The 18042-nt window shown below is 69.4% G+C and carries 18 protein-coding genes and 2 pseudogenes; 14 read left to right on the forward strand and 6 right to left on the reverse strand.

Translation table 11 applies throughout. From position 1 onward, the window contains the following. Window positions 1-451: 451 nt before the first annotated feature. Window positions 452-1162 carry a VC0807 family protein gene (locus ACWGJ5_RS42665; RefSeq protein ID WP_453314998.1) on the reverse strand — a complete coding sequence of 237 codons (711 nt, stop codon included), beginning with the start codon at window positions 1160-1162 and terminating at the stop codon, window positions 452-454. 818 nt (window positions 1163-1980) lie between these two features. Here ACWGJ5_RS42665 and ACWGJ5_RS42670 point away from each other — a divergent pair. Then, window positions 1981-2604: a nucleotidyltransferase domain-containing protein gene (locus ACWGJ5_RS42670; protein WP_453314999.1), complete on the forward strand. Its 624-nt coding sequence runs from the start codon at window positions 1981-1983 to the stop codon at window positions 2602-2604. Here ACWGJ5_RS42670 and ACWGJ5_RS42675 read toward each other — a convergent pair. From ACWGJ5_RS42675 to ACWGJ5_RS42685, 3 genes are read right to left on the reverse strand one after another with little or no spacing between them, the layout of a single operon-like run. Then, the gene (locus ACWGJ5_RS42675) at window positions 2591-3049 is read right to left on the reverse strand and encodes a PPC domain-containing DNA-binding protein (protein WP_009311896.1); all 459 of its coding nucleotides are present in this window, start codon (window positions 3047-3049) and stop codon (window positions 2591-2593) included. The genes ACWGJ5_RS42670 and ACWGJ5_RS42675 overlap by 14 nt on opposite strands. A 27-nt stretch (window positions 3050-3076) precedes the next feature. Beyond that, complete coding sequence (locus ACWGJ5_RS42680; protein WP_453315000.1) at window positions 3077-4078, reverse strand: asparaginase; 1002 nt, start codon at window positions 4076-4078, stop codon at window positions 3077-3079. A 58-nt stretch (window positions 4079-4136) separates the two neighbouring features. Next, window positions 4137-5549 (reverse strand): helix-turn-helix domain-containing protein, encoded by a 1413-nt coding sequence (locus ACWGJ5_RS42685; protein ID WP_453315001.1) that lies wholly within the window; start codon window positions 5547-5549, stop codon window positions 4137-4139. Between the two features lie 306 nt (window positions 5550-5855). Between ACWGJ5_RS42685 and ACWGJ5_RS42690 the strand changes: the two genes are divergently transcribed. From ACWGJ5_RS42690 to ACWGJ5_RS42740, 11 genes are all read left to right on the forward strand, one after another. Continuing rightward, complete coding sequence (locus ACWGJ5_RS42690) at window positions 5856-6617, forward strand: hypothetical protein (RefSeq protein WP_453315002.1); 762 nt, start codon at window positions 5856-5858, stop codon at window positions 6615-6617. After that, window positions 6614-7300: a dTMP kinase gene (locus tag ACWGJ5_RS42695; protein WP_453315003.1), complete on the forward strand. Its 687-nt coding sequence runs from the start codon at window positions 6614-6616 to the stop codon at window positions 7298-7300. Before ACWGJ5_RS42690 ends, ACWGJ5_RS42695 begins: the two co-directional genes overlap by 4 nt. Then, window positions 7293-8162, forward strand: a complete 870-nt coding sequence (locus tag ACWGJ5_RS42700; RefSeq protein ID WP_453315004.1) for an isocitrate lyase/phosphoenolpyruvate mutase family protein — start codon at window positions 7293-7295, stop codon at window positions 8160-8162. The genes ACWGJ5_RS42695 and ACWGJ5_RS42700 overlap by 8 nt, the downstream gene beginning before the upstream one ends. After that, entirely contained in the window at window positions 8153-8623 is a 471-nt protein-coding gene (locus ACWGJ5_RS42705) for an NUDIX domain-containing protein (protein WP_453315005.1), read from the forward strand. The genes ACWGJ5_RS42700 and ACWGJ5_RS42705 overlap by 10 nt, the downstream gene beginning before the upstream one ends. A 5-nt stretch (window positions 8624-8628) precedes the next feature. Beyond that, window positions 8629-9294 carry a TylF/MycF/NovP-related O-methyltransferase gene (locus ACWGJ5_RS42710; RefSeq protein WP_453315006.1) on the forward strand — a complete coding sequence of 222 codons (666 nt, stop codon included), beginning with the start codon at window positions 8629-8631 and terminating at the stop codon, window positions 9292-9294. Beyond that, window positions 9291-10214, forward strand: a complete 924-nt coding sequence (locus ACWGJ5_RS42715; protein WP_453315007.1) for an NAD(P)-dependent oxidoreductase — start codon at window positions 9291-9293, stop codon at window positions 10212-10214. Before ACWGJ5_RS42710 ends, ACWGJ5_RS42715 begins: the two co-directional genes overlap by 4 nt. Beyond that, window positions 10211-11077 (forward strand): hypothetical protein, encoded by an 867-nt coding sequence (locus tag ACWGJ5_RS42720; protein WP_453315008.1) that lies wholly within the window; start codon window positions 10211-10213, stop codon window positions 11075-11077. The genes ACWGJ5_RS42715 and ACWGJ5_RS42720 overlap by 4 nt, the downstream gene beginning before the upstream one ends. 30 nt (window positions 11078-11107) lie before the next feature. Continuing rightward, window positions 11108-12967 carry a radical SAM protein gene (locus ACWGJ5_RS42725; protein ID WP_453315009.1) on the forward strand — a complete coding sequence of 620 codons (1860 nt, stop codon included), beginning with the start codon at window positions 11108-11110 and terminating at the stop codon, window positions 12965-12967. After that, window positions 12949-13683, forward strand: coding sequence for a 2OG-Fe(II) oxygenase (locus ACWGJ5_RS42730; protein WP_453315010.1), 735 nt, complete (start codon window positions 12949-12951; stop codon window positions 13681-13683). Before ACWGJ5_RS42725 ends, ACWGJ5_RS42730 begins: the two co-directional genes overlap by 19 nt. A gap of 91 nt (window positions 13684-13774) precedes the next feature. Continuing rightward, a complete protein-coding gene (locus ACWGJ5_RS42735) occupies window positions 13775-13936 on the forward strand; it encodes a hypothetical protein (RefSeq protein WP_158288253.1) in 162 nt (53 codons plus the stop codon). A gap of 57 nt (window positions 13937-13993) precedes the next feature. Next, entirely contained in the window at window positions 13994-14971 is a 978-nt protein-coding gene (locus ACWGJ5_RS42740) for an aKG-HExxH-type peptide beta-hydroxylase (protein WP_453315011.1), read from the forward strand. Here ACWGJ5_RS42740 and ACWGJ5_RS42745 read toward each other — a convergent pair. Further along, window positions 14943-15468: pseudogene (locus ACWGJ5_RS42745) on the reverse strand (glutamate--tRNA ligase); the annotation flags it as partial. The gene ACWGJ5_RS42740 and the pseudogene ACWGJ5_RS42745 sit on opposite strands and share 29 nt — an antisense overlap. Before the next feature lie 301 nt (window positions 15469-15769). Here ACWGJ5_RS42745 and ACWGJ5_RS42750 point away from each other — a divergent pair. Next, a pseudogene (locus ACWGJ5_RS42750) lies at window positions 15770-16450 on the forward strand (protein kinase domain-containing protein); the annotation flags it as partial. 20 nt (window positions 16451-16470) lie between these two features. Here ACWGJ5_RS42750 and ACWGJ5_RS42755 read toward each other — a convergent pair. Beyond that, window positions 16471-17288 (reverse strand): IS5 family transposase gene (locus ACWGJ5_RS42755; protein ID WP_453315012.1). Its coding sequence is split into 2 segments (ribosomal slippage): window positions 16471-16956 and window positions 16959-17288, totalling 816 coding nucleotides; the frame shifts between segments, so codons are not numbered across the junction. Between the two features lie 99 nt (window positions 17289-17387). Here ACWGJ5_RS42755 and ACWGJ5_RS42760 point away from each other — a divergent pair. After that, entirely contained in the window at window positions 17388-17888 is a 501-nt protein-coding gene (locus tag ACWGJ5_RS42760) for an NUDIX domain-containing protein (protein ID WP_453315013.1), read from the forward strand. Window positions 17889-18042: the final 154 nt, after the last annotated feature.

The raw sequence follows: 18042 nt of genomic DNA on the forward strand, positions 1-18042 counted from the left end.
ACAATCCTCACGCCGGAATAGAGGCATACACCCGACCCTCGACATCTGCAGCATGAACAGGACCGTTCGTCAAAGGCACTGCGATGCTTGCGCGGCAGGCCCCGCAGTGGCGCAGGTGTCCTCGGCGTGATCCCAGTTCGCCGCAGGAGCAGGCGTAGCCACCGTCGCCTACTGCCTCTACCTGCACCACACACCAGAACTGCCCGCCTTCGGAACGGTCGGCGAGGTAGAGCAGACAGGCGAAGGGGAGGGCGCCGGCGGGCTCGATTCGGGAGCGCTCGTTGAATAGCTGGGCCATCGCCTCAACGGTGTCGAGATCGCGTACGACCGGCAGGAGGGTTCGGCGAGGTTGATGGCGGGCCGCCGGTAGACCGGCGGGCCGGAAGGGGCCGGCTCGAGACGCGGTCGGCTGGCCTCGGCTTTGGCCCCGCGGGCGCATTCGTCCCTCGCCTCAGACGGAATCGACCCCGACGGACGCCGTCGCGTTGGCTTGCGCTGCCTCCGTCGCGGCGCGGCCGCGGGCGCTCGCCCGCCGGGCGTAGGCCATCGTCCAGTAGACCAGCACGGCGATCACGGCATACGGCAGGAAACTGTTCACGGTCACCATCTGGCCGTGGGACAGCTGGTACACGAGCACGATGCGCAGCACCGCCTCCAGGATGAACGCCACGCCCCAGACAATCGTCAGATTGCGCTGCACCCGGCGGAATCCCGGGTACTGCCACATGCCATTCCACCAGGCGATCATCTGCGGCGTGCCGTCCGTGGCGAACTTGCGGCCGAAGTAGAACATCAGCGGACGCGGCGCGGCCAGGGTCGCCAGGTAGACCACGCCGAGCACACCCGTCACGAAGGAGTCCTTGGCCAACAGCAGCCGTGGGTCGTCGGGCCCGACGAAGGAGATGACCAGGGTGAGCGCCACGAACGTCAGTGAGACAATGGCGAATTCGTCGATACGCCGGTGCCAGGCAAGGTAAACCGCGATGTCCAGCGCCGGACCGAGGCCAGAACAGAGGATCGCGACGGACTCACTGTAGCCGTGGTCGTGCAATTGGTTGTAGATAAGGATCGGTGCGACCACGTTGAGAGCGATGGTGATCAGCCAGCCGACGGCGGCGGTCGACCGCTTTCGGGCAGGAGGCTGCGGAGTGGAACTGGACATGCGTTTCCCCCGGGTACTGAAGAAGGCGACGTGTGCACACGACGCACGGCACGGCCCAGCGAACAACCGGACCGCGCATATTCTTGCTGATCTTGGAGTGTGATGGCTAGCGGCGTGCCCGTGGCGAGCGCAGGGCTTGGCCTACCCTGCCGTACCCGGCCGACCGGGCAGCGCGGCAGGGCCCGGAGCCGTGGTGCCAGTCAGGTGGTGCAGGTCTCAGGCATGGAGGGCAGGGCCGTCTTCTCTGCGTCGGTGGTGGTCGGCTTCCAGACGGACTTGAGGTGCATGTAGTCCTCGGCTGGCTTTCTTCACGGGTAGCTCGGTGGACACCAACGAGCTCGACGCGAACGGACCGGCCGCCGTGGCAAACGGCAGCAGCAGCACAGCGGTGAACAAAATCGGCGCCACGGCAAGGACCTCCACAGTGATCGCGGCCGTTGATGGTGCGGTCGGTCCAGCGGTACACGATGCCGAGAGCGGCGGACGGCGCGCTGATCATCGGGCGGCAGACCTCCTGTGGGTGATGTCGGTGGCCCTCCCCCAAAGCTCCGACGTGGTACGTGGAAGTGCGGCAGTACGGCTCCGAGAGGCGTACTGCCCCAAGTAGCACCCTGACTTCGGTCGCCTGCAGGACCCGGGAGGATCGTGGCTCAAACCCCCAGCCACAAGGCCGGTCGTGAGTCACGCACTCAACAATGGCCGCCGGTGGCCCTGATACTCATGGGCGTTTATGAGCGCGCGGGCGAGTAGTCAGGCCAGTCTGCCGACTCACCGTCGGCCTTGGCCTTCATCCGTCTGGTCACTGAGAGTATGGGCGGGTGAGTGCTGACAAGTTGGGGCGATGGGTGCCGGACCGCCCCGAAGATGTGGCCGCGGTGTTCGCCAAGGCGGACTTCCCGTGGTGGATCGCCGGCGGATACGCGATCGAGCTCGCTGCCGGCCGTGAACTGCGCCCGCACGGCGATCTCGACGTCCTCGTCCTCCGCCGCGACCAGGCCCTCGTACGTGACCTCCTGGTCGACTGGGACCTGTACGTGGCGGACCCGCCCGGCCAGGGAAAGCTGCGACCGTGGCGTCCTGGAGAGGTCCTCCAGCCGCCGCTCCACGACATCTGGTGCCGCCGCACGCCGGAGGCCCCCTGGTCCATCCAGCTCATGCTGGACGAGGCCGAGGGCACCCAGTGGGTCTCGCGGCGCCACTCCGCGATCCGGCTACCGATCGACAGGCTCGGGCGGACGAACGAGACGGGTATCCCGTATCTCGCGCCCGAGGTGCAGCTCTTCTACAAGGCGAAGACGACCCGGGAGAAAGACGAGACCGACTTTGAGGCGGTACTGCCGCTGCTGGACGCTCCGGCACGCGCCTGGCTGACGGGCGCGATCAAGGTGATCGCGCCCAGTCACCCTTGGCTTCGCAGACTCCAGCCGGTCAGCCGAACGTGAGCAGCGGAACGTCGTAGAGGTCGGGGTTCCGGGGCCGGGTCATCGTGGGCGACGTGACCTCCACGATCAGTAGTTCGCTGAGGAATTGGACCTTGGCGCTGAGAAGGTGGCTCGTCCTGCCGTCGGCCGACTGGGCCTTCAGACCGGCGGAGACGTGGATGTGCGGGAGTATTCCGCCGGTGGCAGGGTCATGGGCGAGGGTGCCGGCGCCGAACGCCTCGACGTTGGTGACGTACGTCTTCGCCCAGACCGGTGCGTCCGGGTCCGCGAGCTTCTCGCAAGCACCCACGATCTCAGCCTCCGCGAAGGCTCCGATGAACGAGGGGATGTAGCCCTGCCGTACGCCGTTGTCCCGGCAGAAGGTGGACAGCGCCTCGAAGAAGTCCTCCCCGTGGTCGAAGGTGACGCCGAAGGTACGGCCGACGGTCAGCTCGTGAGCACGCATGGGCGGGTGTCTCCTGATGAGGTGGGATCAGCGGGCGGAGGCGGTGGTGAAGGTCTCGCGGACCGTCGCTCCGTCGGCGCCCTGAGCAAGCAGAGCGTGCAGGAGGAGCCGCGCCTGGTACGGGCCAAGTTCTCCGGCGCCGATGAGCCCACGGCCGAGGAGGTCCTTCTCGGAGCCGGGGAAGCCGTACGTGTGGGACAGGACGGGGCCATTGCCGATGCGGGAGGCGAGGACCACGGGGATACGGGACGCGAGCTTGGTGAGCCCTTCGACGAGGCGCTCCGGGACGTGGCCGACACCAAAGGCCGCGACCACGAGTCCGTCGCAGTTGCCGTCCCACAGGTCGAGCAGGGCGCCGTCGTCGCCGAGGGTGACGGTGTAGAGCCCGACGCGCGCCTCACGGTCGGGGGCGCCGACCAGCGGTCCGCGGGACGGCAAGCCGCCCACCATACGCACCCGGTTCTCCGCGATCCGCGCGATCGGGCCGCTTGCTGGTGAGATGAAGGCGGCGGGGCTGGTGGTGTGGGACTTGCGGACGGTCCGGGCCGAGTGGATCTCATCGCCGAGTACGACGAGGCAGCCGACTCCGCTGAGTCCAGGGTCGGCGGCGGCCAGGACGGCGGCATGGAGGTTGGCCGGACCATCGGCGCCGGGCAGGGTGGGGTTGCGCATCGCGCCGGTGACGACGACCGGCTGCTCGTGGCCGTGGTAGAGGTCGAGGAGGAAGGCGGTCTCCTCGATGGTGTCGGTGCCCTGCGTGATGACGACGCCGTTGACCTCTCCGGTCTCCAGCTCCGCCGCGATCTCGGCCGACAGTGCGGTGAGGTCCTCAAAGGTCAGGGAGGCGCCGGGAAGACGTCGGAAGTCCCGCACCTTGAGACCGATGCCAATCGTGGCCAGCGCGGGTACCGCGGCGAGGAGTTCGTGGGCCGAAAGCGCCGGTACGACGCCTCCCGTGGTGGGATCCGTGGTCATGGCGATCGTTCCGCCGAGGGAGAAGACCGCCACGTTCCTGACCGACTCCGTCATTCCCCTGCTCCCCTGTCCGGACGCCGCCGAGCGCTGCCTCACGAGTGGTTCACGCAGGCTATCGGGTCGGCGCCGTGCGGGTACGCGGAATGATCACCATCTGCTCGGCCACGAACCGGCAAGCGGCCTCCAGCCCTTCGAGGCCGAGCAACCGGCTGCGCGGCCGGGCAAGCCGCTCCGTACCGGCCGCCGACAACTGTGCGCACCGGCGACCGAGCCAGGAGGCGTCGAGGCCGAGGTACTCCGCCGTTGCCGCCAGGCGCTGCCCTGCCTGCTCGGCCGCCGTGGCCGAGTGCTGGCTGACGTGGCCCGTCACATCGGCGAACGTCCGCAGGGCTCCCGGCCGCGCGGTGACCGCGAGGCGAGACGCCCCCTCGGTTCGTACCCATGAGGCGATAACGGCCCGGCGCCCGTGGGAGAGCGCGAAGCCGTCGGTGTGAGCGAAGCCTCCGTCGTCGGTCACCCAGGTGCGGATGCCGAAGGACTCCATAAGCGCGATGGCGAGGAAGAGCAGAACGCGCTCGTACGCGGGCGAGGAGGCGACAGCAGTCTCGGGGACGCAGAACCCCCGGCCGCTGGTACCGCCCGGACTCCAGGGTGCCATTCGTTCGAGGTAGCGGTATTTGTGCCGGAAGAACAGCCACGTGGCAGCCTCTTCACCGCGCTGTTCCCTGGTCCAGAAGACGGGCGCGTCGCTCAGGTGGTCACGGTGGCCCAGGATGTATCGGGCGGCGGTCTCCGAGCCGATCAGCATCCGGGAGACCTCGGTCAGGCCCTGGTCGGAGGCGGCTGGTGAGCCCGGGGAAACGGTGAGCGACGCCAGCGATGTGTGCAGGGCTTGGTCGTCGCCGAGAAGTGCCGCCTCGAAGCCAGACACGGCCCAGAGAATGCCGTAGGTCAGATCGTCCAGTTCGTACGCGGCGGGGATGCCGACCGGGGTGGAGGCGGTGGCGCGTACGCCGCTCGACCGGGCGTCGGTGACGAACTGCCGGACCGCCCCGTCCACCGTGCGGTTCGCGACGAGGAGCGCGCGCATCGGCATGGCGCGCCAGGCATCCAGCTCCGGGCGGGAGTCGAGCCTCAGGCTGTCCCCGAGGAAGGAGGCCGCGGGAAGGGTCAACACAGGAAGCGCCGTCGTCGGGACGGACCTGCCGGCGGGTAACAGAAGCTGGCCCGGCCCTTCGGGCAGCGTCGCGTACCCACGGGCTCCAGTACCCGCCGTTCCCGGTCGGCCCGTGGAGTCCGGGATGTGCGGATCGGCCGTGGGCAGGAGCCCGAGCAGCTCCTCCGGGACTCCGAGCGCATCGGTCCACTGGACGAACTGCCGTCGGTCGCGGATCCGTTTGAGCCCTCGTTCCAGTCTGCTGACCTCGGCCTGGTCGATGCTGACCATCCGCGCCACGCCGGCCTGGGAGAGGCCCGTGTGCTTCCTGAACAGCTTGACGACGGCGCCGAGTTCCCATGCAGCCACCGCTCGCCGGACCGTCGGATCACGCCAGAAGGCCGGGTCGGCCCGTCGGGCGGCCGGCCCGCCCTGGCACGAGGCGCATCGTGTACCGGCATTGAAGCGGCTGAGAAGGGCACCGCAGCGCGTACACCGCCGCTGTCCGCTGTCGACCATGGTCGGCATTCTCCCTCGCTATGTGATCACCCGGGCACGTTCCGCTGACGGGGCTCATAAACACTCATAGGCGTGGGCCATCGTGGCGGCCATCGTGGTGGAGCACCGCCGACCGGAGCCGCGTGCCGCGACTCCCCGGACGTGAGGATCCGACCTGTGACCTCCTTGACCCTGCCACCCCGGCCCCCCGGTTCGCCGCCGCTCGTCCATGCCTGGCAGACGCTGGCGGACGGGCTGCTGACCCAGCGGCTCCATCTCCATCTCGACGAATGGCGGGCTGCTGTCGCCGAGGAGAAGGCGCTGCCGGACGTGCCGGGCGCCGATGTCTCCGTGCTGGCCCGACGCCCGTCGCCGCTGCCGGCAAGTGACGAGTCCGCGATGGCGCTGCTGGGGGACGCCGGGCTCGGCTTCTGGTGGGAGCTGCCCCAGAGGCACGGAGTGGAGTCGCGGAACCAGCGCGGGGCACTCCACCGCGCCGCCGACACCGCTGCCCAGAATCTCCTCGTCGAGCACTCCGGGGCGTCCTGGTCCGACGCTGTGATCGCAGTCAGCGGCGCCGCCGCGTGGTGGGTGGGCTTCTTCGCGGTCATCCGCCACCGCGGGGTGCACCACATCACGCTGGAGCCGCACCCGAGCCCGGTCCATGAGCAGGCCCTGGGCACCGCCGTGAGCGTCGTGGCCCACGGCATGGCCACGCGGGTGCTGGAAGCGGCGCTGCGCGACTCCGCCGACGACCCGACCCTCCGCGCCGCGTACTGCCGGGCCATCGAGGCCGGCATCTGCGCCGAGCCCGAGCTGCCCCGCCTCGTCGACGAGTTGGCGGAGCTGCGGCTGGTGGACCTGGTGTCCACCACGGCCCGCTGGCGGGGCCGCTTCGCCAAGTACGCCGGCGGCACGGGGGCGGGGCAGGTCGAATGAACCACCGCTATCCGTTCATCGTCATCGAGGGGCTCGACGGCACCGGCAAGACGACGCTGCGCAAGGGCCTGTTCCGGCTCTGGGAGGGGCTCTACGGCGTCACCCCGCTGTGCGTGCTCACCACCAACTTCCTCGCCGCCGACCATGCCGCCGCCATCGTCACCGGCAAGTACCAGCCGAACGCCGGGAACCATGACGCCTACCTGTCCGCGATCGCGTCGGACAAGCGGGCCACGCTGGATCGCCTTGTGCTGCCTCAGCGACCGGCCCGGCCCGTGATCGCGGATCGCTGGCTGCTCAGCGAGCTGGCCTTCTTCGCCGTGAAGCACGGCATGAGGGCGTCGGAGACGTACGAGACGCTGGCCGCACGCCTCACCGTGGCCCCCGATCTCACGCTCGTCCTGGACCTGGAGACCGACGCCTCGATGAGCCGGGCGCAGGCTCGACAGGGAGACGCCGTCCGAGCCGACTGGGACGTGCACGACGTCCAGGGCCGGGTTCGGGAGACATATGAGGCCGTGGTTACGAAGCCCGACCAGTTCCCGCTCCTCGGCGACGTGGTCCGCCTGGATGCCCGCCGCCCCCGGTCCGAGGTGCTGCTCGCCGCCTGGGACGTACTGCGCGATCGACATCTGGTACCGCCCATCGCCGCCCACACGGAAGGAGAAGAGACCCGTGACTGACGGCACCAAGGCGAGGCGTCTGCGCGAGGCCCTCGACGACAGCGAGCGGAAGCACCCTCTCCTGGCGATCGGTGCGGTGAACGCACTCGCCGCGCACGTCGCGGCGGAGGCGGGCTTCGACGCCCTATGGGTGAGCGGTCTGGAGGTGTCCGCGGCCTCCGGGCTACCGGACGCCAACGTCCTGGGCCCCCGGGACCTGTCCGACGTGGTCGCCTCGCTCGGCCGTGTCACAGAACTGCCTGTCATCGTGGACATCGACAACGCGGGCGGCTCGGGGCGCACGGCGGAGCGGTTCACGTACGACCTGATGCGCGCCGGAGCCGCAGCAGTGTGTGTCGAGGACAGCGCGTACCCCAAGTGCAACAGCTTCGCGGCCCACCGTGCCCAGAGCCTCGCCGACCGGGACCTGCTCTGCGAGCAGGTGGGGCGCATACGGAAGACCGCCGGTGACGGCCTCGTGGTCGTGGCCCGCACCGAGGCCCTGATCGCCGGCGAGGACACGCCCACGGCGATCGCCCGCGCCGAGGCGTACGCCGAGGCCGGAGCGGATGCGATCCTCATCCACTCCAAGGACGCGACCGGTGATCAGGCGCGGGCCATCGGACGTGCGTGGAACCACGGCGTGCCGCTGGTCAGCGTGCCCACAGCGTTCCCCGACCTGAGCGCCGCCGAGCTCGGCGAGGCCGGCTTCCGCCTCTGCATCTACGCGAACCAACTCAGCCGTGCCGCCCTCGCGGGTATGCGCACCGCTGCCCGTCAGTTCCGGCGCGGCGGGAGTTTCCGCTCCACCGTCGCGGGCTCCCTCGCGGAGGTCGGCGACCTGATGCGCGTCGGCGAACCGGAGGCGCTGTCGTGCCTCTGACGCCCGAGCTGCCTCGGATCAGTGTCTCCGTGAAGGCGGCAATCGTGCGCGACGGCGCCATCCTGCTCCTGTCGTACGACGACGAGGCCGGGTTTCACTACAACCTCCCGGGCGGCAAGGCCCAGGTCGGCGAGGACCTCCGCCAGGCCGTGAACCGCAAGGTCGCGCAGGAGACCGGCCTGCAGGTCGTGGCCCGGCGTCTGCTGTGCGTCGTCGAGTACGTCCCCGAGTCGTGGCAGGGCGAGTTCGGGGACGTACAGAAGGTTCAGTTCAACTTCCTCGCCGAGCAGGTGGACGACGCCGAGCCGCGCATGCCGGAACCGCCGGACCCCATCCAGGTGGGCTTCGAGTGGGTTCCGCTGGAACGTCTGGGCGACGTGTACCTGCTGCCCCGGATCAACCGCCCGCTGTCGGCGGCGTTGAGCGGGAAGCTCGCCGACCCCTTCGTGGACAGGTGGTGACCTTCATGGATCCAACGCTGAAGGATCTGCAGGAGTGGCTACTGCGGGAGCACTCAGGGACGGTCAGTGCCGACCGGCTCCACGTGATCGCCGCCGAGCTCGCCGACATGACCGCCCGCGGTCGTCCGGGAGCCGTGGTGGAACTCGGCTGCTACAGAGGTGCGATGGCCCTCTGGATCCGTAGCGTGCTCGACTCGCTGGGCGACCGCGACCGCGAGATCCACGTCTACGACTCCTTCCAGGGCATGCCCGCGCCCGGCGCCGAGGACTCGGACCACCTGGCGGCGGGCGAGCTCCGGTCCTCCCCGGACGACGTGCGCGCCACGCACGCGGCCTGGGGCAGGCCGGCGCCGGTCATCCATCCGGGGTGGTTCGACGAGACCCTTCCCAAGGAGCTGCCCGACGAGATCGTGTTCACCTACCTGGACGGCGACTTCTACGACTCGACTCTCAGGGGACTCACGCACTGCGTCACCCGCCTGGTGCCGGCGGGTGTGTTGCTCGTCGATGACTACGCGGACACGGCGGTCAATCCACGAGCCTGGGACGGGCTCCCCGGGGTGAAGCGCGCCTGCGACGCGTACTTCGGCGCGCCGTCGCCGGTGACCGTCGTCGTGGGCGAGGGTGATCTGGCCTTCGGCCGGTACGAGAAGCCGGGGTCCCTCGGATGAGCGCAGTCCTCGTGGTGCGCGGAGCGGCGGATGCGGGTGCGATCCGCCGTGCGCTGCCAGCCGTCCCCGTGCACGATTTGCTGGACCTGAACTGGCCGCTGCCAGCCGACGCGGCCGTGGTCGTCCTGCGTTCCGGTGTCCGACTCGGAGAGCGGGAGCTCGACGCACTTCCTGGCCTGCGGCACGTCGTACGGACCGGCTCCGGCGTCGACCACATCGACGTGAGCGCACTCCAACGTCGTGGGATCACGCTGCACCGCAACGCCGAGGCCGGGGCGGCCGCTGTGGGCGAGTGGGTCCTCGCCGCTGCTCTCGCCCTGGCCCGGCGGATTCCCTTGGGGCAGCACGCGCTTCAGCTCGGTCGTCACGAGAAGGAGGCGTGCATGGGTGTCTCACTCGGCACCCTGGCCGCGGGCGTCTGGGGCGCGGGTCCGGTGGGACTGGCCGCCGGCCGGGCCATCGCCCCATATGTGGCACGCACGGCCTACGCCGCATGGCCGTCGAATCCCCCCGGTCTGCGGGAGGTGTCGCAGGCGGCGCTCATGGAGCAGTCGCAGGTGCACGTGGTCGCCCTGCCACTGCATGCCACGACCCGGCAGTTCATCGGCGAGGAATTCCTGGCACGCGTCGCTCCGCAGCAGCCCCTACTGATCTGCGCCGGGCGGCTGGAGACTCTCGATGTCGCCGCCTGTCTGCCGGCGTTGGCGGCCGGTGGACTCTCGGGCCTCGCACTCGACCCGGTCGAGCGGGAGCACCTGCCGCTCCTCACCGGCTCCACGGTGCCGCTCAACCTCTTGGCCTCGCCCCACATCGGCGCCCAGCGGTCCGACGTGCGCGGCGCGCTCGACCGATGGGCCGTCGATCTCCTCAGGGAGATCACCGCCGACGACGAGATCCTCATCGAAGGAGGCCGCCGGTGAACTCATCAGCACAGCTGCGCCGGGAGATCGCTGACGGAGTCGCCCGGGAGCTGCTCGTCTCCGGCGTGGCTCGTGATGTCTGGCTGGAGGGCGCGCTCGCCTGCGGCTTCGCCCACGCGGCCAGCGATATCGACCTGCGCGGCATTGTGGACGGCGACCTTCCGGCGTGGGAGTCGCGCATCGTGGACGGCGTCCGTGTCGACCTCCAGGCGGCGGCGCCGCAGCGGGCGGAGGAACTCCGTCACCTGCTCCGCTCCTTCGACGTCCGCCGCGACGACCTCGGATCGTTCCGCCGAGTACGCGCCTCGATGCACGACCTCATGTGTCTGCGCACCGCTCTCTCATACGGCTCCGGACGCTGGGATCCGGTACTCGATCCCAGGGAGCGCCAGGGCTACCGACGCTGGGCGGTCGCCGACCAGGCGGAGGTCGCGGCGAGTCTCGCCGAGGACCTGACGGGCCTCGTCGAGGACGGCCTGGCCGAACCCGCCCGCGTTGTGTGCCGGAAGCTGGAGACCTGCCTCACCGCGCTCGAGTGCGCGGCGGCAGGTCATCCAGTCCTGGGCGACAAGTGGCTGCCGCTGCTTGCCGGCGCTCCGTTCGGTCCGCCGATCGAGCCGGCCCGCACGGAGACGTGGGAGTGGTTCCGCCCCGTTCAGCGACGAGTGGCCAGAGCGCTCCTGGGCTGCTGGCCCGTCGATGACCCGCTGCAGAAGCCTCCCAACCTGGTTGCCCCTGACTCCGGCTGGCTACCGCAGCGGTACGCCGACGGGTGGTTCCTTCGCCGCGGCGACGTCCACATCCCCATCACCGGCGGACAGCTTCTCGGGTGGCTGTCCACGGTCTCCACCGATGGCGCGTAGACCGCGCCTCTCCTCCTCAGGAGTTCTCTGATGCCCGTCACCCGCACCGCCCCCATCGACCTGGAGAGTCTTTACGCCCCGCTGTCGAGCACCGGGCCGGACACGGCCGTCTCCGTCATCCTCAAGCTCCGCGGGGAGACCTGCGACATCGACTGCCTGTACTGCTTCGAGAAGCGCAAGGAGTCACCGGGCGGCGCCCGGATCAGCGCGGCACAGGTCCACCGCCTCGGTTCGATCTTCTCCGGGCGTCCGCTCAGCGTCGAACTCCACGGCGGGGAGCCCCTGACCGCCGGCCGTGAACGGATCGCGGAGATCCTGGACGCGCTCGCCACACAGCCGAACGTCATCCGCGTGAGCCTCCAGACCAACGGCCTCCAACTCGACGACTCCTGGCTGGACCTGTTCGAGCGGCACTATCCGGAACTGGAGATCGGCATCTCCCTCGACGGGGACGCGCTGGGGAACTCGTGGCGAGTGGGCTACGACGGCCGCCCCACCTACCCGCGAGTGGTCGAAGCCCTGAAGCTCCTCGGCCGTCGGGAACGCCGCGTCGGCGTCATCTGCGCCGTCACCCCGTACGTCCTCGGCCGGGCCTCCGAGGTCATGGAGCACCTCGCATCCTTTCCCGCAGTGACGACGGTCAGCCTTGTGCCGTGCTTCGACGCGGCGGTCACCCGGTCGACCGCAGTGGTCGGATCTCGTGCGCCGACCAGTCGGGCACTCCAGCGGCGGGCCATCGGCCCCACCGGCCCGGCCTGGGCCGTCACGCCTCGTCAATACGCCGACTTCGTGCTGGAGGCCGCCCACCACTGGGTCGCCGACGGCCTGTTCCGCCGCGTCAAACTGGAGCCCGTCGTCTCCGTCATTCGCCGTCTGAAAGGTCTGCAGACCCGTTCCTGTCACTTCTCCGACTTGAAGTGCGACCACGTCCTCACCCTCTATCCCGATGACCGCCTGGGAAGCTGTGACGAGCTGCCCTGGCCGCAGGCCGGCCTCGCCGGGCTCGGCGACATGCACGCCGAGGCGGACGTGGCCAGCGCCCAGGGCGGCTCTCCCCTGCTTCAGCAGGCACGCTCCCTGGTCACGAAGTGCACGACCTGCGACTACCTCGACACCTGCGGCGCGGGCTGCCCGGCGGTCCGCCTCCGCTTCGCCGCCGCAGGCGACGAAGACGCGTACTGCGACCACCGCATGCGCCTGATCGACGGCGTCGCCGCCCTCCTCGCCCAGCCAGACCTTCCGCCCGGTGCCGCATGCTCCCGGTTGCGCTCGCGTCCCGTCCGCCCAAACAACATGCACCACGTCTCCGCCTTCCTGGCTCGCTGGGACGACCCCACCGCTCCCCGCTCGCCCGCGCATCTCCAGGTCAGTGCCAACGGGAACATCAACACGGTCGGCCTCCCTGGCGTGCACGAGGCAGACGATCTCGACCCCCACCATCCCCAGTGGTACGAGGGCATCGAGCCCGGCATCCGCCCGGTCGTCGACGCGCTCACCTCAGGCTGGAACACCGTCACCTATGACAGCTGCCAGGGCCACGCCTACGCCGACCTCCACGGAGCCGAGCCCCGGTTCCCTTCGGTCGGCATCCTGCCGCGCGACCGCGCCGAGTACGCGCGTACAGCGGCGCGCCTGTGCCGTGCCGCCAGCCGAGCCGAGTCCTCCCTGCCCGGGGCGTGTTCGCTGGTCCTCGGTCGCAGCGAACTCACGTGCCGCGCCACCGGCCGGGTGTATCCGACGCTCGACCTCTATCTCGTGCCCGCTGCCGGCACCACGTTGGCCGAGTACTTCGAGGACCTCGCCCAAGCGGAGCACGTACTCACGGTGGCCCTGGCCGAAGCCGCCTCTGCCCCGCCCTCCACCTTCTGCGCGTGCGCAGGCGGACAATGATCCACATCGCCGAGACTCTGTCCATCCGTACTGTGGAGGGCTTCCTCAAGCCGGACGAGATCGAGCGACTCAGCCTCGTCATGGACGACACACTCGGCTCCCTCGGGCGCGACCGGTACGGCACGGCCCGCCGCACCACCATTCACGAGATCCCCGGTCACTCCCCCACCAAGGCACAGGACGTCTACGAGCCGGCCGGCCGGATCGAGATGACCGAGATCCCGTACGAGGCGACCGCCCTCCTCGACCAGGCCCTGAAGCTCCACATGGTCGCGATCACGCGCACGCTGCCGTCGGTCACCGGCCACCGGCCGTGGATCTACCTCGAATACGGGGCCGGCCAATACATCACCGCGCATGCCGACGGTATCGCCCCCGATCCCCTCACCCGTCCCCGCCAGATCGCCGCCGCGACGGTCACGCTCACGGACATTCACGACACCGGCGGCGCGTTCTACGTGGAGACCACGGGCAGCGACGCCGTCTGGACCGCTGACGAGGCGCCGACCGAGGCGAGTTACGCCCAGGGGATGCGTTTCGTACACGACGGGACGGACATGTCCTCCCACTGGTTCCGCACCATGCCCCGCACCCGATGGAGCGTTGCACCCGCTCCCGGCACGCTCGTGGTGTTCGGCAGCCAGCTCGTCCACGGCACCGAACCTGTCCGCGCCGGCCGCGTTCGCAAGTTCCTCACGCTCCTCGTCTCCGAGTAGGAGGCTTCGCGGCCATGACCGGCCCCCGCGGCCCGCCCCGCAGCGCCCCTCCCCCCGACTCACGGCCCCGACCCAGAGGAGAGAGCGAGCAGTGGCAGAAGACAAGACGTTCGACGAGTTCCTGGAGGCGGTCGCCTCCCTGCGCGACAGCGACCCCGTGCGCACCACCGCGCACACCTCCAACGCGGCCACCGAGACCTGGCTGGCCACCACGGTGCAGCACGACGCCGCTGAGCCCACCACCGAGTCCTGACCCGCCACGGGGCCGGGCCCGTCCCGGTCCGGCCCCGTTCCACCCCCGGAGCCCCAGATGAGCGCTCTCTCCCCGGAAGCCCCGGTCGCCCTCGACGGCATCGCCGACCACCAGCGCCTACAGACCAGCCGTATCGCCTCCGTACTCGGCAACCGCCTCGGCTCATCCGCCCTCGACTACGCCGTGGCCCACCACCTGCTCGAAGGCGCCGAACACGCGGCGCGCGCCCGGCACGCAAACCGCCTCGCCTGGTACCGCCGTACGACGGTACGAGACCTGACCCACCTGTCGGCCGGACCACACCTCGTGCTCAGCCCGCGTCCCGCGGACCTGCTCCGCTCAGAGATCTCCGAAACCGCGTACTACCTCATCGGCCCCGACACCAACCCTGCCCCACCCGAGGCCCTCGGCCTCGTTGGTGCCGCGATCGCCTCCGCGACCGAGCACGGCTTCGGGACCCTGCTCACCCAGCACGCCCCCGTCGTCTGCCTGCTCAACCATCGCCGACTCGACGAGACTCTCCACAGTTGGGCCCTCACCCGCCTCCCAGGCACCGTCTTCACCGACTACACCGCCCACCCCGAGGTCCTGGCCCGTGACCTGATCCACGAGGCCGCCCACAACTGGCTCAACGACGCACTGGCCGCGTACGACGTGAGCCTTCCCACCGACGTCACCTTCTTCTCCCCGTGGCGAGGAACTCCTCGTCCCGTATACGGCTTCCTTCACGCCTGCTGGGCCTTCTCTTGCACCGTGATGTACGTACGAGAGGCGCGGTGCAGCGCTTCGGGCGCCGTCGCCGCCTTCCTCGACACCCACCTGCGCCAGCAGGCTGTCCACTTCGCTGCCAGTATCGAGTGCTTTGATCAGGCCCTCTCGTACGTGCCAGCAAACGAAATCCGTGAATGCATCGACCGCGCAGTCGGCAAGGTCATGTTCTCGCGTAGCAACCGCCTGAGTTCGGTGGGGCTGTGGCAGCCCCCTGGTGCAGCTCGCCTGCCAGCGGCTACGCCTGTGCGGCCAGCCTCTTGCTGACCGCGTCCAGACGAGCCAGCACGCGGTCCCGGCCAAGCAGCTCCATGGACTCGAACAGCGGAAGTCCGATCATCCGGCCGGTGACCGCGACCCGGATGGGCGCCTGGGCCTTGCCCAGCTTCGACCCGTGCTTCTCGCCGACGGCGAGCAGGACGGCCTTCAGATCGTCCTCCTTCCAGTCCGCGACGCCGGCCAGCTCGCTGCGGGCGTCGACAAGATGTCGTCGGCGCCTGCCTTCATCGCGTTGTTCCACGACGCCTCGTCCTCGACCGGCTCGTCGAGGAACAGGAAGTCCACATAGCTGGTGATCTCGGAAAGCAGCGCCAGCCGGGTCTGGGGCAGGGAAGCCGCCGCCTCGAAGGCGTCCTTGTCGAAAGCATCCGGCCGCCACGGCGCGTAGGGGGCCACGAGCCCCGGCGCGCAGGCGCCGGCGAACTGCTCCGGCGACAGGGCGCGGATGTACTCGCCGTGAACGCCGTCAGCTTCTTCACGTCGAACTCGCCGACCTCGCTGGCCGATACATCGACGCTACTCGACTCAAGGCGGCACCACCCGGTCATATAGTCACCGAGTGCGAGTTACCGACGTCATCATGACTACTGGCATCGCAGCGCGCCCGCAGGACGAGCGCGGGTACCCCGTCCCGGCGATCACCCCGTGGGAGGACGGAGTCTCACAGTTTGCCAACACCAGCCTGCGCCGGGTCTTCCTGTGCGTCGAAGAGCGTCGATGCACCGTCTGCGGCAAGGGGATGCAGCCGGGACCGGTGTGGCGGGTCGTCGACGGAGACGAGGCCAGGATCTCAAGCCGGCCAACGTCATGCTGACCCGCAATGGCCAGGTCAAGGTGATGGACTTCGGCATCGCCCGCGCTATGGGCGACGCCGGCATGACGATGACGCAGACCGCGGCGGTCATCGGCACCGCCCAATACCTGTCGCCGGAGCAGGCGAAGGGCGAGCAGGTCGACGCGAGGTCAGACCTGTACTCGACGGGTTGTCTGCTCTACGAGTTGCTGGCGGTCCGCCCGCCCTTCGTGGGCGACTCCCCAGTCGCGGTGGCCTACCAGCACGTCCGCGAGGAGCCGCAGCCGCCGAGCGTCTTCGACCCCGGGATCACGCCCGAGATGGACGCGATCGTGCTGAGGGCGCTGGTCAAGGACCCGGACTACCGCTACCAGTCCGCCGACGAGATGCGTGCCGACGTCGAGGCCTGCCTCGACGGCCAGCCGATCACGGCCACAGCGGCCATGGGTTCCGTCGGCTACGGCGGCTACCCCGACTACCAGCCGACGACGGCTCTGCGCACGGACTCCAGCGCGACGACGATGCTGCCGCCGGTGAACCGCGACGGCGGCGGCTTCAGCTACGACGAGCGCCCGGACCGCCGCCGGCAGAAGAAGAACAACTCGTCGACGATCTTGCTGGTCGTGGCCGGTGTGTTGTTGCTTGTGGGTGCGACCCTCATCGGCAAGTGGTTGGGAAAGCAGTTTTAGAGGTCCTAACAAAGGCGTCGGACGTGTCTGTAGGTGATGAGACATGTGGCGAGCCCGAGGAAGGCTTCGTGGATGTCGTCCCGTCGCTCCCACCGGATGCGCAGGCGACGGAAGCCGTGCAGCCAGGCGATCGTTCGTTCGACGACATGCCGGAAGATGCCCAGGCCAGAGCCGTGTGGCTCGCCTCGCCTCGCGATCACGGGACGGATGCCGCGCTGCCACAGCAGGCGCCGGTACTTGTCGTGGTCGTAGCCGCGGTCGGCGAGCAGTGCGTCGGGCCGGTGCCGGGGCCGGCCGACAACCCCGGCGACGGCGGGGATCTTGTCGAGCAGGGGCAGAAGTTGGGTGACGTCGTTGCGGTTGCCGCCGGTCAGCGACACCGCGAGCGGGATGCCCTGGGCGTCGGTGATGACGTGGTGCTTGCTGCCCGACCGCGCGCGATCGACCGGGCTGGGACCGCTTTTGGGCCCCTGCGGGCCGCCCGCACATGGGAGGAGTCGATCACCGCCCGCGACCATTCCAGCTTCTTCGCCGACCGCAGCTTCTTCAACAGCAGCACATGCAGCTGGTCCCGCACCCCGGCTTCGTTCCACGCGGCCAGCCGCCGCCAGCAGGTCATGCCCGAACCGAAGCCCAGCTCCTGGGGCAGGTACTCCCACTGGATGCCGGTGTGCAGCACGAACAGGATCCCGCACAACGCCTGTCGGTCTGGCACCCTCGGCCGTCCATCGACCAGCTTCGGCCCCGGCTTGGGCAGCAACGGCTCGATCAGCACCCATAGTTCATCCGACACGATCCACGGCCGCGACTGATGTTTCCCCACGACCAGACCAACGAGCACATGAGCCAACAGTCACACGATCGGCCACTTCTGTTAGGACCTCTAAGCTGCCCACCAACCGGCCGACGAAGGGACACAACCGTGGCTCAGCGGACAACCGACGACCAACCCAAAGCGCTCACGCCCGCCCTCGAATCCATGACTCTGCTGGTCGCCGCCGTCATCGTCCACGACAAGGCCACCAACCGCGTGGTCCTCCTCCAGCGCAGCCAGAACGCCAAGTTCGCACAGGGCATGTGGGACCTGCCCGTCGGCAAAAGCGAGCCCGGCGAGCCGATCACCGAAACCGCCGTACGCGAGCTGTACGAGGAAACCGGCCTCACTGTGAAGCCTGAAGCCCTGCAGGTCGCCCACATCATCCATGGCGCCTGGGGTGTCGAGGCACCCAACGGCTTCCTCACCGTCGTCTTCGCCGCCCACGAATGGACCGGCGAACCGGAAAACCGCGAGCCGCGCAAGCACGCCCAGGTCTGCTGGGTCGACACCGGTGCCGTCCCACAGGAATTCGTGGACACCACCGCCAGCGCTCTGCACCGATACCTCGCCGATGGTCCTCAGGTATCGCTGAACGGCTGGAAGTAAGTACCCGAGGGCCGCCCCCGCTGCCCCCTGGTTCGTACTTCATGCCTGGCTGCCACGGCGAACCGCCTCCGCATCGAGCTGCTTGGTGCACCATGTTGCTCCAGACAACCCTCTACCAAGCTGCAGACCACATGGGCCGTATTCGGCGCCGGAG

The organism is Streptomyces sp. NPDC054783 (genome assembly GCF_053611725.1).

Bases quoted from the DNA above. Each gene is read 5' to 3' on its own strand.
- ACWGJ5_RS42665 (WP_453314998.1), bottom strand. From the start codon at position 1,162: ATGTCCAGTTCCACTCCGCAGCCTCCTGCCCGAAAGCGGTCGACCGCC.
- ACWGJ5_RS42675 (WP_009311896.1), bottom strand. From the start codon at position 3,049: ATGCGTGCTCACGAGCTGACCGTCGGCCGTACCTTCGGCGTCACCTTC.
- ACWGJ5_RS42680 (WP_453315000.1), bottom strand. From the start codon at position 4,078: ATGACGGAGTCGGTCAGGAACGTGGCGGTCTTCTCCCTCGGCGGAACG.
- ACWGJ5_RS42695 (WP_453315003.1), top strand. From the start codon at position 6,614: ATGAACCACCGCTATCCGTTCATCGTCATCGAGGGGCTCGACGGCACC.
- ACWGJ5_RS42710 (WP_453315006.1), top strand. From the start codon at position 8,629: ATGGATCCAACGCTGAAGGATCTGCAGGAGTGGCTACTGCGGGAGCAC.
- ACWGJ5_RS42715 (WP_453315007.1), top strand. From the start codon at position 9,291: ATGAGCGCAGTCCTCGTGGTGCGCGGAGCGGCGGATGCGGGTGCGATC.
- ACWGJ5_RS42725 (WP_453315009.1), top strand. From the start codon at position 11,108: ATGCCCGTCACCCGCACCGCCCCCATCGACCTGGAGAGTCTTTACGCC.
- ACWGJ5_RS42740 (WP_453315011.1), top strand. From the start codon at position 13,994: ATGAGCGCTCTCTCCCCGGAAGCCCCGGTCGCCCTCGACGGCATCGCC.